General features: G+C 62.9%; 14 protein-coding genes and 3 pseudogenes. 2 read left to right on the top strand and 15 right to left on the bottom strand.

The window, feature by feature from the left end; genetic code table 11:
* From B7Z76_RS14960 to B7Z76_RS15005, 10 genes and pseudogenes are all read right to left on the bottom strand, one after another.
* Positions 1-363, bottom strand: a pseudogene (locus B7Z76_RS14960) (transposase); the annotation flags it as partial.
* A gap of 230 nt (positions 364-593) precedes the next feature.
* Complete coding sequence (locus B7Z76_RS14970) at positions 594-1757, bottom strand: cyclopropane-fatty-acyl-phospholipid synthase family protein (RefSeq protein ID WP_291344969.1); 1164 nt, start codon at positions 1755-1757, stop codon at positions 594-596.
* Positions 1758-1921: 164 nt separating this feature from the next.
* Positions 1922-2296: a transposase gene (locus B7Z76_RS16360; RefSeq protein WP_408736382.1), complete on the bottom strand. Its 375-nt coding sequence runs from the start codon at positions 2294-2296 to the stop codon at positions 1922-1924.
* A gap of 539 nt (positions 2297-2835) precedes the next feature.
* Entirely contained in the window at positions 2836-4749 is a 1914-nt protein-coding gene (locus B7Z76_RS14975; RefSeq protein ID WP_291344971.1) for an AI-2E family transporter, read from the bottom strand.
* A 113-nt stretch (positions 4750-4862) separates the two neighbouring features.
* Entirely contained in the window at positions 4863-5936 is a 1074-nt protein-coding gene (locus tag B7Z76_RS14980; protein WP_050751056.1) for a PHB depolymerase family esterase, read from the bottom strand.
* A 349-nt stretch (positions 5937-6285) separates the two neighbouring features.
* Positions 6286-6456: a CsbD family protein gene (locus B7Z76_RS14985; RefSeq protein ID WP_011930545.1), complete on the bottom strand. Its 171-nt coding sequence runs from the start codon at positions 6454-6456 to the stop codon at positions 6286-6288.
* Positions 6457-6890: 434 nt separating this feature from the next.
* Positions 6891-7415 carry a helix-turn-helix transcriptional regulator gene (locus tag B7Z76_RS14990; protein WP_174501828.1) on the bottom strand — a complete coding sequence of 175 codons (525 nt, stop codon included), beginning with the start codon at positions 7413-7415 and terminating at the stop codon, positions 6891-6893.
* A 162-nt stretch (positions 7416-7577) separates the two neighbouring features.
* Positions 7578-7802, bottom strand: a complete 225-nt coding sequence (locus B7Z76_RS14995; protein WP_043508772.1) for a hypothetical protein — start codon at positions 7800-7802, stop codon at positions 7578-7580.
* Between the two features lie 13 nt (positions 7803-7815).
* Entirely contained in the window at positions 7816-8154 is a 339-nt protein-coding gene (locus tag B7Z76_RS15000; RefSeq protein WP_011930511.1) for a hypothetical protein, read from the bottom strand.
* A gap of 51 nt (positions 8155-8205) precedes the next feature.
* A complete protein-coding gene (locus B7Z76_RS15005; protein ID WP_043508773.1) occupies positions 8206-8448 on the bottom strand; it encodes a YMGG-like glycine zipper-containing protein in 243 nt (80 codons plus the stop codon).
* A gap of 485 nt (positions 8449-8933) precedes the next feature.
* Here B7Z76_RS15005 and B7Z76_RS15010 point away from each other — a divergent pair.
* A pseudogene (locus tag B7Z76_RS15010) lies at positions 8934-9182 on the top strand (transposase); the annotation flags it as partial.
* A 517-nt stretch (positions 9183-9699) separates the two neighbouring features.
* Here B7Z76_RS15010 and B7Z76_RS15015 read toward each other — a convergent pair.
* The 4 genes from B7Z76_RS15015 to B7Z76_RS15030 form a co-directional block, all read right to left on the bottom strand.
* Complete coding sequence (locus B7Z76_RS15015; RefSeq protein WP_011930514.1) at positions 9700-10323, bottom strand: ISAs1 family transposase; 624 nt, start codon at positions 10321-10323, stop codon at positions 9700-9702.
* 186 nt (positions 10324-10509) lie between these two features.
* Entirely contained in the window at positions 10510-11337 is an 828-nt protein-coding gene (locus B7Z76_RS15020; protein ID WP_291344980.1) for an IS630 family transposase, read from the bottom strand.
* 340 nt (positions 11338-11677) lie between these two features.
* Positions 11678-12709, bottom strand: a complete 1032-nt coding sequence (locus B7Z76_RS15025; RefSeq protein WP_291344982.1) for an IS110 family transposase — start codon at positions 12707-12709, stop codon at positions 11678-11680.
* Between the two features lie 369 nt (positions 12710-13078).
* The gene (locus B7Z76_RS15030) at positions 13079-13351 is read right to left on the bottom strand and encodes a hypothetical protein (RefSeq protein ID WP_081432806.1); all 273 of its coding nucleotides are present in this window, start codon (positions 13349-13351) and stop codon (positions 13079-13081) included.
* Between the two features lie 370 nt (positions 13352-13721).
* On the opposite strand from B7Z76_RS15030, the pseudogene B7Z76_RS15035 reads away from it, so the two are divergent.
* A pseudogene (locus B7Z76_RS15035) lies at positions 13722-14063 on the top strand (transposase); the annotation flags it as partial.
* Between the two features lie 397 nt (positions 14064-14460).
* Here the strand turns inward: B7Z76_RS15035 and B7Z76_RS15040 are convergent.
* On the bottom strand, positions 14461-14668 hold a 208-nt coding region (locus B7Z76_RS15040), incomplete at its 5' end, for a hypothetical protein (RefSeq protein WP_291344984.1).

Raw genomic sequence — 14668 nt, forward strand, 5'->3', positions numbered from 1 at the left:
TTTCGTTGAGTTCTGCGACCAGAGCGTTGCTGTCGAATGCCTTGTCTGCGATCAATCCACCGAATTCGACGTTGTCGATCAGTGGCGGGACCTCGATGCTGTCATAGCGATTGCCCGGCATGAGACGAAAGCGCACAAGGTTGCCCAAGGCATCCGTCAGCGCCAGAATTTTGGTTGTCATGCCACCTTTGGAACGGCCTATGGCCTGGCTTTGAGTCCCCCTTTTGCGCCCTGGCCGTGACGGTGGACTTTGACGATCGTGGCGTCGACCATGGCGTATTCCATGTCGGGTTCATCAGATACCGCGTCGAAAATCCGATGGCCATCTCGGAAGAAACTTCCTGCTCGGCGTCGACGGTGATGCCATCAACGCCGTCCTCGCCGGCGTCGGATACAACCTCCGCCTCCTCCGCAGATGGTTGATCAGGCTTCTTTGTGCCCTCCTCGCATGGCTCTATGCCGCAAACCGCTCACCAAGCCTCGGCTTCGCCCACCGCCAGATCACATAGTTCACAGGTGACCACCTAAATTCAACTTGAGACGTCGTGCTATCCGTCCGGCAGCACGAAGCTGGTCGCCAGTCGAACTGGAAGCTAATCGACCATGTAATCACGGCGAATTGGCAACGCGTCCAGCCGCTTTGTCAACTGGATCTGGAACACTACGTTCGTCCGCATCCGGAAGCCGATCTCGCACAGGACGAGATAGAATTCCCACATCCGGTAGAACCGCTCGTCATAGAGGCGCACCACATCCGCCCGCCGCGCGACGAAACGCTCGCGCCAGTGCCGCAGCGTCTCGGCATAATGCAGCCGCAGTACCTCAACATCGGTTATGATCAGGCCGCTCCACTCCGCAGCGGCGGCAATCTCCGACAGGGATGGCAGGTCGGCCCCGGGAAAGATGTATTTCCGCAGAAACGGATTGATCGGCGCGGGATGATCCGAATACCCGATCGTGTGGATCAACGCGACGCCGTCATCCGTCAGCAGGTCGCGCAGCTTCGCAAAGAACTCTGCATAGTTCCGCTTTCCCACATGCTCGAACATCCCGACCGAAACGATACGGTCATAAGGACCCGCTTCGTCGCGGTAATCCTCCAGATGAAACCCCACGCGCTCGGCAACCCCGGCTGCCGCGGCCCGCTCGACGCTCAGTCTGTACTGCTCGGTGCTGAGTGTCACGCCCGTAACCTCGGCATCGCAGTGCGTCGCGATATCGAGGCACATGCCGCCCCAGCCTGAGCCGATGTCGAGAACCCGGAGTCCGCGCCGGTCGAGCAGCAGCTTCGCCATGATGTGCCGCTTCTTGTTCGCCTGCGCCGTCTCCAGATCATCGTCCGGCGAGTGGAAATAGGCGCAGGAATACTGCATGTCCCGGTCGAGAAACATCGCATAGAATTCGTTCGACAGATCGTAATGATGGGCGACGTTGCGCCGCGCCCGCGACATCGGGTTCGACTGCCGCACGTGGCGCCGGGCCCGGTTGAGCAGCGCAAGCCATGGCAGCGACCGCGCCTGACTTGCATTGCGCCCGATCACGGCAGCGAAGTCATAGAGCGTGCCCTCTTCAATCCGCAGTGCGCCGTTCATGTATGCCTCGCCCACCGTGAGCGCCGGATTGACGGCAAGCCGATACTCCATGGCCTTCGACATCAACCTGATTGTCGCGCTGGGCGCGGAGCCGTCGCCGACCTTGTGCAAGCGGCCTCCGGCATCGATCACGCCGAGGCTGCCGTCGTGCACGAGCGATTTCAATATCGAAATAAACATTGCGCCCGTTCGGTTCGCGTCTTTCCATATGCCAACGGGAGATTGGCTCGTCCGACACAATGATATCGCCAATGAGCCACGGTTCGCAACCGTTCATGGTCCGTTGGCCGGATCAGCCGCTTCTCGTTCTACTCGATCCGCGTGAGGCCTTAGGGCCTGATAACGGGCGCGAAGACGCCGGCACCGAGCAGCACTGAACGTCCGCTTCCGGGATCACTCGAAGGGCCGTTCAACGGCAGCCGTGGGTCAGGGTGAACTTTGGCTGCGCGACGGCAAGGCTGAAGCGGCCCTCGATCCATGGCCCGGGCTGGGCGGGGCAGTGCAGCACTGCGCCATTCCGCTGTCCCACCCTCGGGTTTTGGTGTCCGCCCCCGTGGTACCGTGATCTCGAGCGGGCCGAACGAGCCGAGGATTTGCCGATGACGGGTACCATGGCGATATCCGACGGCCGCCTCGCCACCCCGGCGGTATTGCCCCCGCCCGAGCGCCATCGTCAGCTCTTCCTCAAGCATGATCCTTGCCATGCTCCAGCACCATCCGGACCGCTCGCTCCCGCACCTCAGGCGAATACCGTACCGATGTCTGCCACTTTTCCATTGCTCCATCCTCAATAGTTGGAGCCTCAGGGATTCCCGGCGCGGTTCATTTCAATGAAACCGCCGATCCGATCCCGGACGCCTGTCTCGATCGGGTCGAACCACGCCGTCGCGTCAAACAAGCTGGTTCTCGTTGACCCCGTGCTATTCTTCTCCATGGCGTGATCTCCATCGGCGCTCGAACGTCGAATCTGGTGGTTGAACTCACCTTGGCATTACGCCACCCAGAATTTCCACACACTTCAAGACGCCACCAAAACCAGCGCTACCACCGTCAGCCAGGACCGCTACCGCGCTGACCCTTGCCGGACTCGAACACATTTTCACCCTCATTACTATCCCAAAGCGTTGAACAGCCCTCACTGCGGCAGTAGCTGGGCGTCTCTGTCACGGTGAGTCGAATACTATGACGCGGTGAATGTGACGATTGCGGGTCCTGCTGCCATCGGGCGCACGCCGTCGTCCGGCTACGGATCGGGGACAGGTGCCAACTGACGCACTCTGACGCTTGCCGGGCCTAGCGCCTCCGCGAGGCAGGCGACGACCATGTCGTGCAGCGAACCTGCATAGATATCGGCGGCCACGGCAGCACGCAGCCTGTCGTCACTCACCATGTTGGTGGGCCAAAATCCGACAAGAATGCAAACCGACGGGCTGCGTGCCCGCAGCCGACGCACGGTGTAGCGCAGATCGGAGGATGTGCCGGCAATGCCGGAATAGGTCAGGCAGACCATCTGCACGCCCACGATGTCGAGCGTGTCGGCCGCACGCAGGCTGACGGCTTCATGCGTCAAGACGCTGGCGCCGATCCCGCGCTTGCCGAGCAGCTGAGCGAGCATCGCCGACGCCAGATCATCGAGCGGGCCGCGGCCGGCCACGCACAGCACCGCGGAAGGGGCCTGCCAGTCCGGCGACAGGCCGACCGGTTCGCCCAGTCCGGCAGGCGGCCCGGGCTCGCGCGATTCCGACGTTGCCTGCAGATCTGACGGCAGCCTCGCCGGTCCCGCGGCACTCAGAAGCGTATCGCTGTCGTCATGGTCGCCGATTTCCTCCAGCAGTCCCTGCACCCCGGCGATGATCCGAATGGTCTGCGCCTCGGTCAGCACCCCGCGCTCGATGTCGATTGTGGCCAGTCGCAAGCCGGGGATCGCGACCTCATCGTAGTATGCCGACAGCGTACACGACTTCAGCAGCTGCTCGGCGTCGTCTTGCACTTCGTCCAGTCGGCCTGCCAGCATCCGGTTGTAGAAGCTCTCTACCGGCGTCAACGCTGAACGGTCGCCGAGCAGCACGTCGAGGAACTTCAATCGATCCACATGGCGGCCCAGAATGACCAGACAGAGTGTGAGCGGCATCGACAGGATCAGCCCGACCGGCCCCCACAGCCAGCTCCAGAAGATCGCCGCGACCACGACGGACAGCGGCGACAATCCGGTGCTGTGCCCATATGCCATCGGCTCGATCACCTGGCCCATCACGCCCTCGCTAACCACGAACAGGGTCCCCGTCCACAGCAGCATCGACCAACCCGGATCGACTGCCGCGGCAAGCGCAAGCGGTAGCGCGGCCGCGAGCCACGGGCCGATATACGGAATGAAGCGCATGAGGATCGCCATGATGCCCCACAGCACCGCGCTCGGCACGCCGATGACGAACAGACCGAGGCCGATCATGCTGCCGAATGCAGTGTTCAATGCCAGCAGGGTCAGGAAGTACCGGCTCAGGCGGTGCCCGGCCTCATCCATCGCGGTCATCGTCCGGTGCAGATCGCCGGTGCCGAGCATGCGGATGAGTCGGTCGCGCAGATCCTCGGGCCGCAGCAGAATGAAGATCGCCACAACCACGACGATGGCCGTAGTCATCAACGGCGATAGGATCGGCGTGAGGACGCGCCTCGCCAGCTTCATCAGCGACGGTTCCGGCTGATGGACCTCCACCGGTATCGGCTTCGCGGCCGCGTTGGTGGGTGCCGCGGCGGACGCTGCACTGACGGTCGTGCCGGCGCTCGCCGGCGCGCCGGCCGACGCGTGGCTGTCGCGATTGATTTGGCTGCCCATGCTCCCGACGAAAGCGGAGAGGCGGCCAAACGTCGCGCTCTGAACGGCATCGACCTTCTGCTGGATGGTGTCCGTATAACGCGGGATGTCGCCGGCAAGATCGGCGACCTGGGTGCCGATCAGGCCGGCGGTGCCGAGGATGACGCCGAGCGCCAACAGCACTGCGAGTACTACCCCCGGCACCCGCCCCAGCCCGGTGCGGCGGAGCAGATTTACCAGCGGGGCGAGCAGGAACGACAGCAGCACCGCCAGCGTGATCGGGATCAGCACGTCGCGGGCGATCGACAGCGTGGCGACCGCCACCACCACGCTGATCAGCGTCATCAGCCCCGAGGTGTCATTGATCGCGGCTGGCGTGCCCGGTCGCGCCCGTGGCGGCGACAGATCTATCATCAACGTAGCCGTGGTACTGGTGTTACGAGCATCGGCGAACCCATTCAGCGGTGCAAGGCCGCGCGTTTGGCGTGGTCATTGTTCAGAAGCCAGAACGTCGCGATCTGGCGCGCGGCGGACAGATCCGCGCGCGCCAGATACGGGCTGGTGCGGCCGCTCCCGGGCAGGCTGGCATCGACGGGAAAGCCATGCCCGATCGCGGGCAGCGTCCAGATCTCGACGGCGGGCGGTCGATCGGGCCGGCCCCAGGTCCGATGCCGATGCCCCGATGCCACGTTGTCGGTCCTCGGCGCCGTATCCTGGCCATGCAACTCGCCCCATTGCGCCGCGAGTATTTCGGCGTTCGCCGGATCAACCGTGCGATCTCGGCCGCCTTGCCAGATCGAGACGCGTGGCCACGACCGTCGTGAACGGGCCTGCGTCACTGCACGGACGTCGCCAGCGAGCGCCTGCCGCGACCGCGACATGTTTGCCCGTCGCATGTGAAGCATCGCTGCGACCTGGGTTTGCGCGCAGCCGACCGGCATGCCCGCGACAATGCCCCCCGCAGCGAACACCGCAGGGTATGCGGCGAGCATCGCAGCGGCCATGCCGCCGCCGGCAGAAAATCCGACAATGTAGATTCGTCTTGGGTCGGACCCATAGCGTGCGACCGCGACTCTCAGCATCTGGCGAATCGACATCGCCTCGCCGCCGCTCCGGCGGACGTCATCAGGGCGGAACCAGTTGAAGCAGCGGCCACGGTTGTTCGCGTGAACCTGTTCGGGCACCAGCAGCGCGAACCCCAACTCGTCCGCCAGCGCGAGCCAGCCGGACGCGTTGGCAAAGGCTGCGGCATCCTGGCCGCAGCCGTGCAGGACGACGACCAGCGGCCGGCCCGCGGGCAGCCGGGCGCGGGCATGAACCAGCATCCTCAATGCGCCGGGATTGGAGCCGAACCCGACGACTTCCGACACGCAACCTGCCGACATGCGAGCCGCCGACACCGGCCGATCCACCAACGCCCGCTTCCAGACGCGGGCGGCATCCTTTACCAGCGCCGCGGCCTGCCGCCGCGCGACTTTGGTGGCGCGGGAGTGGCGTGCGATAGCGTTCGCCCCACCCAGCCACATGCGCATGAATGGGGTCTTTCCAGTCAACCTTTTCGACAAGACACTCACCTCACGTCTGCAACACCTTCTTGTCCGCACCAACGGCCGGCTTGGTGCACTGTCTGTCTCATCGCGTGAGCTGTCTGATAGCGTGACTATCATCCGATCATATGCTTCAATCCGATCGGCTGTTGCTCTTGAAGCGAATGTATCTGTGATGTTCTCAGACATGGGCACGCTTGGGCAGGTTGCGATCAACCACCGCCGAGCGCCGATGGATCTGCCTTGGCGTCGCGCCAGACATCGGGTGGGGCACTCAAGCGCGCGCTGCGGATGTGAACGCAGCCGTCCCACATAGTAGCGCGCGTGCGGAATGCTATTTCCGGACGGAATCCTTCAGACCGCCGACCGTATTCTGCACCCTGCCCTCGGTCTTGCCGGCACGTCCTTCGGCTTGCAGCTTGGCATCGCCGACGAGTTTACCGACGGCCTCTTTCACGGCGCCCTTGATCTCTTTCGCCAATCCAGCTACGCGATCCTTGTCCATCAGCCGGCTCCCGTTACGATCTCTGCTAAGGCTTTGCACGAAACCCGGTGCGGCTCGTTCGCTGTCGATCGCTATACTGGATCGTGTGATCCGGCCTGCCGAGGCCTCAATAATTAGCAGGGCCTCACTTCCCATAGAAGGCTCGGAAACTACGCATCTCCGGCTCTGCGTACTCGCCCCGTGGAGGCCGCGCCAGGGCGGGCGTCTCGAGGAGGCTTATCACACTTCATCAAAGCGTTCGACGATGCGGTCGCGGCATACCCCGGCGCGGCGACCAGCTCAGCCGCCACCTGCGGCTCCAATAGAGGGCACACATATACGCTCCGACGCCCGCGAGAGGCCCGCCAGGCCACGGCCCGAGCGTTCCGCGAAGGGCGCGTGGCGGGCGTCCGGTTCGGCATGCCTTCACGCGCACGCGCGCCGGCGCGACGCGCTCATCCGCGCGATGCCGAGGGCGGCGCATATGCCAACTCGGCGAGCTCTTCGAACGCGGAGATCAGTGGCTCGGTCCGGACATCTCCGACCGTGACACTCGATACCTCATGCTCGGCAAGGCTGTCCAGCATCCGGGTAACGCATCGCCGAATTGCCGGATTCCGAATCCGACTGAATCTATCGGCGATCTGGTCGATATCGTCATATTGGCGCATGTCCACGGCGGCCTGCCCGACGCCGCCCGCGGCGCGACCGCCGACCGGACACCCGGTTTCGGCCTTTGGCGCCTGCGGCGAGGACGCCGAATCCGTGTAGAAATAGGCGAGGTCCACGCCGAGCGCCTGCGCTAACCGGAACAGGTCCGCTGGTGCGACATGCTGTATGCCGCGCTCGTAGGCGGCGATCCCTCTCACTGGCACGCGCAGTGTCATCGCCAGTTGCCGGCGAGAGAGTCCAATTTCCGCGCGCCGTGCCGTGATCTGACCGCCGATATGGGCGTCGAGAGATGCGACCTGCAATGACACTATGTTGCGCGGACGGCCTGTTCTGTCATCCATGTTCCATACCCCACCTATTGACGGCACGCGCGAAGCGAGCGGTCGAGCCTACAATCTGGCAGACCCGACCGCTCGCCGGACAGCCTCGGAAATTACTCATGCAGCGCGGTGGCGGCGCACGCCATCGCGCTACTCCATCGTCGTCGAGCGCGTGGTCTGCGTGGTCGTGGTCACGGGCGCGCCCAGCATTGGCGGCGCCGCCGCGGTCGCTGTGGTCGAGGTGCTCGTATGTTGCGTCGTCGTCGTCGTCGCGGTGTCCGGCGAACCGCCACCGCAGCCGGCGAGGACCAGGACGGCCCCGCTCATCCACGTGGCAAGCAGAATGCGTGCCGCGGTGGTCTTGTTCGATCGCATGATGTCCTCCGGTTCATTTCGTGGTCGAGTATGGAGACGTTGTGTCGGTCGTGGTGCTAGTGTGTGGCACAGGTGTAATCGTGGTGGTGCTGGTGGACTGGCTGACCGCACCGTCTTCGCTGCCATAGGTCGTCTTCCGCGATTGCGACGTATTCCCGGCCGCATCGACGCTGCGGCTGGTTTCGGTCGTGCTCAGCGTGCCGCTCGGCGACGGCATGACCGGCGTCCACGTCATCGCGGTAGGCTGTAGCGTATGGGCGGTGGATGTTGTGGTCGTCGTCTGCGCGTTCGCGCCAGCCGTCGCCAGAGCGAGGCCGGCGCCGAGCGGCGTGATAACCTGAATGCGGTTCATGGATTCTTTCCTGCTTTCAGGGTGTTTAAACGTCACCTGGGCGGGTTCCGGTTAACGGGGCGAGAGGTTGATCGTGCTCGGACTGGTGAGACCGCCGACGGCTGCACCCACGCCACCGCCGATCAGCGCGCCACCACCCGGCCCGATGCCGGTCACCGAACCGACAACCGCGCCCGTCCCTGCGCCGATCGCAGCACCGGACAGGGCACGGCCTCCCGGCGAATAGCCGCAGCCGCCGAGTAGCAACCCGGCTCCGGCGGCAACGGTGAACCAAGCCAGTCTATACGATCTCATGCTAAAGCTCCTGATGGACGCGCCATGGTCGCGCGTCGGGTCCGCAGCACCTCTGTGTTGGCCGGTAGGCGGGTGTTTGACGCGCATGCCGAGATAGTCGCACTGCTCAACATGGCGACCCGCGAAACGATCATGCAGGACCGGAATCTACGTAGTTCCCAGTGGAAGAAATCCGATCTCGCCAATGTGGCCGAGGCTTCCGAGCGCGCGCGATACCGAGCCTTGCAAAGCCGGGGCGCGGCATTGTGGGCTATTTGGCCGGAGTCTTGTCCACCTCGACGGTCTTGGAGTGGGCCCTTCTCAGCGTGCGCCGTGGGCGCAGTCGAAAATTCCTCCCACTATGTCCAAGACGTCACCTTCGCCGAGAACGTTGGCGTCTTGGATTGTGTGGAAATTGCCTGTGGCGGCGTCTCTGGTTTGGGGAGCCTGACGAGGTCAGGCGACGAGATTAAGATGCATTGAGGCAGGAGGTTCTCCGAGGCTCTGCCCACAAGACGCGCCTGGTCAAGGACTACGTGGCCTCGACCGCGGGGCGTCTGACGCTGCATTTCCTTCCAGGCTGCGCGCCGGAACTGAACCCGGATGAGTTGGTCTGGAGCCATGTGAAGCGCACCGGCGTGGCCAGGAATCCGCTGCGCGAGGGTGAGAAGCTGCGCGATAAGATTGACGCCCAACTCGCCGCCATCAAGCGAGTATCTGGACTCGTGCGCTCATTCTTCCTCGCCCCCAGTGTCATGGCTGTTCAACGCTTTGGGATAGTGATTGAGAGCGAGGATGTGGTAGAGGTCGGCAAGCGCGGCGCGGTAGCGGTCCTGGCTGAGGGTGCTGGCGCTGGGTTTGCTGTTCATCATGATGTTGAAGGCGAAGCTGCGCAATCGGGCGATGACGCCAGGGTTGGTTCGGATCCGGGATCGATCCTCGGCGAAGGTGACGTCTCGGACATAGTGGGATCGATGCCCCAATGTGCGCGGATGGCCTTGGCGGCGATGGCGGCGGTGAGGGATGTGTTGGCGACGTAGAAGGCGGTGTCGTGTGTCAGCTTGAGCAGGCCGGTTTCGGGATTGCGGGTGGCGATTGCGCGCTCGACCTGAATGATGGCGGCGACATGGGGATGCCAGTCGGTGCCGGCGAGCGCGCAGGCGGGATCGAAGACGGAGACGGTGCGGGTTTCGTCACGATTGCGGCCGCGGTCGCGGGTCCGGAAGACGTCGTATGGGGCGCTCGATGTGGCGATATGGTGGATCGCCTGCTTCAGCGTCGGTTGATTGTCCTTGACCTGGACGATGAGGCTGATGTTGCCCGCCTGGGCGACGTTGAAGGCTTTTTTTGGCAGTGCAGGGCATCCAGGGTGACGAGTGTGTCCTTGGCGATGCCCAGTTCGGCGAGCAGCGCCTGGGCGGCGGGGATCTCGCTGGATTTCTCGCCGATCTCGACATGAGCGAGCACCAGCTTGGTGTCGGTGGCGAAGGCGCTGAGCACATGAGCCGCGGTGCGGTCATGGAACCTGTCGAAACTGCCGCGCAGGGTCTTGCCGTCGAGCGCAATGCTGGCCGTGCCGGGCTTGGTCCTGGCCGCCTGCAGCAGTGCCGCGTGGCGTCGGAACGCGGCCTCCACCGCGCCCGGATCGAGCCCCTGGAGGATGTAGCGGATCGCCGTGTGCGAGGGCGCCCGGCGCCATTTCAGGCCGAAGCTGCGGTTCAACCGGCGGCGATGGACGTCGATGAAGGTGACGATGCCGCGATACGAGTTGCTGCCGCTGATGATCGCCAGGATCGAGAACAGCAGGACATGCGGCAGCTTGTAGAGCTTGCCTTCCGCGCGCCGCGGATCGGGAACCTCTGCCAGGATATCGAGCAACGAGCTGAACGCGGCCATGACAACCTCCGTATCGGTTGCCTTCCATCGGTTGCCTTCCCAAGAATCCCAAATCCCGCCGGTCGGGAATCCCCATATTCCCCAGAAAGTCAGTTCGCCCCACAGTGTTGCGCATCCGACCCACCCCAACTCAGAAACCAGCGTTGAACAGCCCTACCGCCAGTGTAGCCTATTACAGACTGTTACTCAGCAGTCGGTAATATAGGCGACAGTTGGTGCTTTGAAGAATGATTGCACGAGACGTGGTTTGCGCTTGATGGCGGCGAGTTGGGCTTCGATTTTGTCCTGAAGCTTTTCGCCTTGGCGTAGCAGCGCTACGAACAACTCAGCATTCAGCCCGCCTTCATAAGTGCAATACCAGAACCCGCCGCGGGCTGTCACCGCCGAGGCGGCGCTGATCGATTGCCGTTGGCCCGGACGCTCGACGATCGGCGTCTGTCCCTTCACGCCCCAGGTCTTGCCATGCACGGCGTCGGCCCGAAAGCCGGACTCGTCCCAGAAAAAGATCTCGCCGCCACAGGACTTTGCCTGCCTGGCGATTTCAGGAAACCGCTCACGTCGCCATGCCTCGATCGCCTCCGGATCGCGCTGATAGGCACGCTGCAACGGCTTTTGCGGCGTCAGGCCCAGTTTCGACAGCAGTTCGCCCACAGCCGTCACACCGAGTTTGATACCAAACTTGCGCTCGATCAGTTCGGCCACAACGTGCCGGGTCCACAGCCCGAAATCCAGGCCGTATTGGCGCGGATCGCGGCCATTGATCCAACGCAACACCTGCTGCTCCTGGCGCGGCGTCAGGCGCCGCGGCCGGCCGGTTGCCGGCCGTGACCGCAAGGCTTTCACCCCGACCCCAGGCTTCGAAGCCGCGCTGAGCCATTTATAGATTGTCGTGCGGCTGAACCCGTATGAGGCAATCACCGAAGAGGCCGCTTCGCCCTCGCGCACCCGCTCTACAGCCATCAGCCGGATGGTTTCCAGGGTGCGATGATCAAATCTGCGACCGTCCCGTTTCATGCCAGAATTATATCATCCCCGCAAACATACGACTAGCAAAATGTCGTCTTAATTACCGACTGGTGGGTAAGTAAGAGTCCTCTCTGATTGGGGTTATTGGTGTCAAGCTGTTCCTCTTTTCGCAGGCCATTCCCGTAGGTCACTCGCTTCTCTCCGCGGTCGGCGCGTGGCCGCCGCATGATGGGATCAGGAGGATGAGGTGTCTCAATCTGTTTCGCGACCTCCGCGGCATACATCCAGTCGCGGGGATCCGGACTCTCAACGAGATCACCTCGTCCATCGTCCCCACGGGAACGACACTGACTCCGCCCTCGTCAGGCGGAAGCTGCAACTCCTTTTCTCATGCTACGGTGGCCTGTTTGCCCCAGCAGAACTCGCTGCCATCGATCCACATGCGATGCAGGATCACCGCCAGCTTGCGCGCCACAGCGACGCGGGCGCGCGCCATGCCCCGGCGCTTGGCCACGTTCATGCCCCATGCCCGCAGCGCCGACCATTTGGTGCTGCGGATCAGCAACGAATGGGCTGCCTCGTACAGCGCCGTTCGGGCCAGTTCGTCACCACATTGGCTGATGCGGCCCTGCACGTCGGTTTCGCCGGACTGGTAGCGTCGCGGCGTCAGGCCAAGATGCGCGCCGACATCGCGCGACCTTCGAAAGCGGTCCGGTTGGTCGATCGTGGCACGGAACGCCAACGCCGTCAGCGGGCCGACGCCCGGCACTGTCATAAGCCGCCTGCATGTTGGCTCCACGCGCACCTCGTCGAGCACGCGCCTGGTCAGCCGCTCCACCTCCCGGGTCATTGTCTCGACAGCGGCCAGCAGCGATCCAGCCAGGCTCACCAGCACCGGGTCATCCGCTACCAATTCACGCACGCGAGCTCCAAAGTCCTTGCGGCTTGGCGTACCAACCTTCAACCCGACCTCGCGCAGCAACGCCCGAATGCCGTTCTCGACATCACGACGCTTGTTCAGCAGCATCCGCCGCGCCGTCAGCAGCGCGCGCCAGGAGCGGCAGGGCGGGCTTTTCACATGCACCGCACGATACCATCCGGTGCGCATGATCTGCGCGATGCCGCGCGCGTCGTTGCGGTCGGTCTTGTTCGGCATCGCACCCATCGCGGCCTTCGCCTGACGCGCTTCGATACAGATCGCCGGAATGCCAGCATCCGAAAGCCCCGCTTGCAGCCAGGCCGTCAGCGAGCACGCCTCCAGACCGACCCGCGCCATCTCCATCCCGGATGCCCCGAAGAAGGCGACCAGCGCCTCCGGCTCGCTGGCAACCCGCGCTTCACGCACAATTCCACCCGTCCCATCGACCACGCAGACCGCGGTCTCTTCCAACGACACATCCAACCCGGCAAAGTATTCCACGGCTGCTCCTCCTCGATGCTTGTGGCCGATGCACACACAACCACGCTCTATCATCCCGAGAGGAGCAGCCACCCAGATCACCCGGGTGAGACCCCAATCACCCCATCTGGTTGAGGCTGCCTACCCAGTTGATCGTCACGTTGCATCCGCAGCCGCATATTCACGACCTGTGTGAATATGCGATATGCATGTGTTAGACAGACACCCTCTATGCAATCCCAAGTTCCTGTGCCGATCGTTCCTGTTATTGTCCGCATCGACTGTCCCAGCACCGCAAGCCCGCTCCGAAAAACATGATACCGAGAATTGCCAGATCAGGTAATTCAGGAACGACCGGCCACTCGGAAAAGTCTTAAGCTATACCAAGACCTATCTGGCAGGTGGTTTGGCCGCTTCAACCGTCTTGGAATGGGCCTTCTCGGAATGCGCCATGGCCGCGGCAGCATGCAGCCTGGCGGGTTCGTGCTCACCCATGTTGAGATGGTGTGCGGCCTCGAGGTGATGGTGTTCTGCTACGGCGTGATGCGATGCCGCAGCGATATGCACGGCGGCCGCCGGATGATTGGGGGCCGATTGGTGGGTGCCGGGGCTGACCGCGGCGGGATTCGCTATTGTCATGTGATTTCTCCAGAAATGGTCCAAGGTTACCGTTCATGGGAGGCATATGATAGCTTGCCCAAGAACAAACTCAAGATATCAGACCATCGCATTGCCCGGTAGGATCGGGAAATACTTACATCACCAACTATCCGACGTCACACTTAGAGTCGGTCCAAGATGATATTCTATTCTTACAGTGCCTTCGTAGCATCAGCCGAATTGAGGCCCAGAGGATGAATGCCAGGGCGTTGGTTCGGTTGAGGCCCTCCCAATCCATGCTCAGGCCCGGCATCGGTTCGACCAGGCAATGATGCGTTCCCCATGCGGTGATCGCGATCCAGCGGTTTGATCTGTCAAACCGGGGGCGCGATGCGAGCGGGTGGTCCGCTTGTTGGAGCCGAGGGAGGCAATCATGGCGCACTACGCAGGACTGGACGTTTCGGACAAAGACACAGCCATTCACGTTGTGGACGACAACGGGAAGTTGGTCTGGCGGGGCAAGAGGGCCAGCGAGCCGGAGATGCTGACCGCGGCCCTGCTCCGGCATGCGCCGGAACTGGTCCGGGTCGGGCTCGAGACCGGACAGTTGGCACCTTAGCTCTACCATTCGCTCAAGGATCTCGGTTTTCCGGTGATCTGCCTCGATGCGCGCCATGCACGCGTGGCGACAGCGTTGCAGCGGAACAAGACTGACGCACACGAAGCCGCAACTTTGGCGCAGTTCGTCCGGACTGGCTGGTATCGGGACCGCCGGTCGGTAACCCCTATATCTCCAAATAATCAGTTCGCACCGCGGTGTTTCGCATCGGACTCACCCCGGCTCAGAAAATAGCGTTGAACAGCCCCGGGGAATCTCCCGCGAGTCAGTATCATTGCGCAAGATTATTATATGACACGCAATACGAGAACGATAATCACAACCAGCACTACCAGTCCCAGAAGTCCACCGCCGATATACATGGATTCAATCCCTTTCTGATATCCCATAGTGATTTTTCGACAATGCAACACGGGTGCCGGGTGTGCCCCGCATTTGCTGGATCGTGGCCGCCCCTTCCACAGGCCGTTGACCACAATTATTTTGAAACGCAGAGAATAGAGTGGAACATTTATCGGGCATGTATGGCGGCGCGGGGAGAGTCGGAAACTACTCAATGGCGGCGGTACTCGGGATGATGCGCAAGCTTGAGCTTCCCCGCCTGCTGGGCCGGAGGGCGTCGCGCGAGCGCAATCTCGCCCTGGCGCTGATTGCGGGCCGTGGGGATTGTCAGGTTGATCGAACGAGGTGTGATTTGACCGAGACGCGATCGATCAGGCGGCGAGATTGGCGGCGTAGTCGGTCCAGAGCAAAAATGCATC

The organism is Acidiphilium sp. 20-67-58 (assembly GCF_002255515.1).
Lineage (GTDB): Bacteria > Pseudomonadota > Alphaproteobacteria > Acetobacterales > Acetobacteraceae > Acidiphilium.

What these genes read in the sequence shown, in the direction of transcription:
- B7Z76_RS16360 (WP_408736382.1), bottom strand. Translation starts at nt 2,296, where the DNA reads ATGGCAAGGATCATGCTTGAGGAAGAGCTGACGATGGCGCTCGGGCGG.
- B7Z76_RS14975 (WP_291344971.1), bottom strand. Translation starts at nt 4,749, where the DNA reads ATGACGCTGATCAGCGTGGTGGTGGCGGTCGCCACGCTGTCGATCGCC.
- B7Z76_RS14980 (WP_050751056.1), bottom strand. Translation starts at nt 5,936, where the DNA reads ATGCGCATGTGGCTGGGTGGGGCGAACGCTATCGCACGCCACTCCCGC.
- B7Z76_RS14985 (WP_011930545.1), bottom strand. Translation starts at nt 6,456, where the DNA reads ATGGACAAGGATCGCGTAGCTGGATTGGCGAAAGAGATCAAGGGCGCC.
- B7Z76_RS14995 (WP_043508772.1), bottom strand. Translation starts at nt 7,802, where the DNA reads ATGCGATCGAACAAGACCACCGCGGCACGCATTCTGCTTGCCACGTGG.
- B7Z76_RS15000 (WP_011930511.1), bottom strand. Translation starts at nt 8,154, where the DNA reads ATGAACCGCATTCAGGTTATCACGCCGCTCGGCGCCGGCCTCGCTCTG.
- B7Z76_RS15005 (WP_043508773.1), bottom strand. Translation starts at nt 8,448, where the DNA reads ATGAGATCGTATAGACTGGCTTGGTTCACCGTTGCCGCCGGAGCCGGG.
- B7Z76_RS15015 (WP_011930514.1), bottom strand. Translation starts at nt 10,323, where the DNA reads ATGGCCGCGTTCAGCTCGTTGCTCGATATCCTGGCAGAGGTTCCCGAT.
- B7Z76_RS15020 (WP_291344980.1), bottom strand. Translation starts at nt 11,337, where the DNA reads ATGAAACGGGACGGTCGCAGATTTGATCATCGCACCCTGGAAACCATC.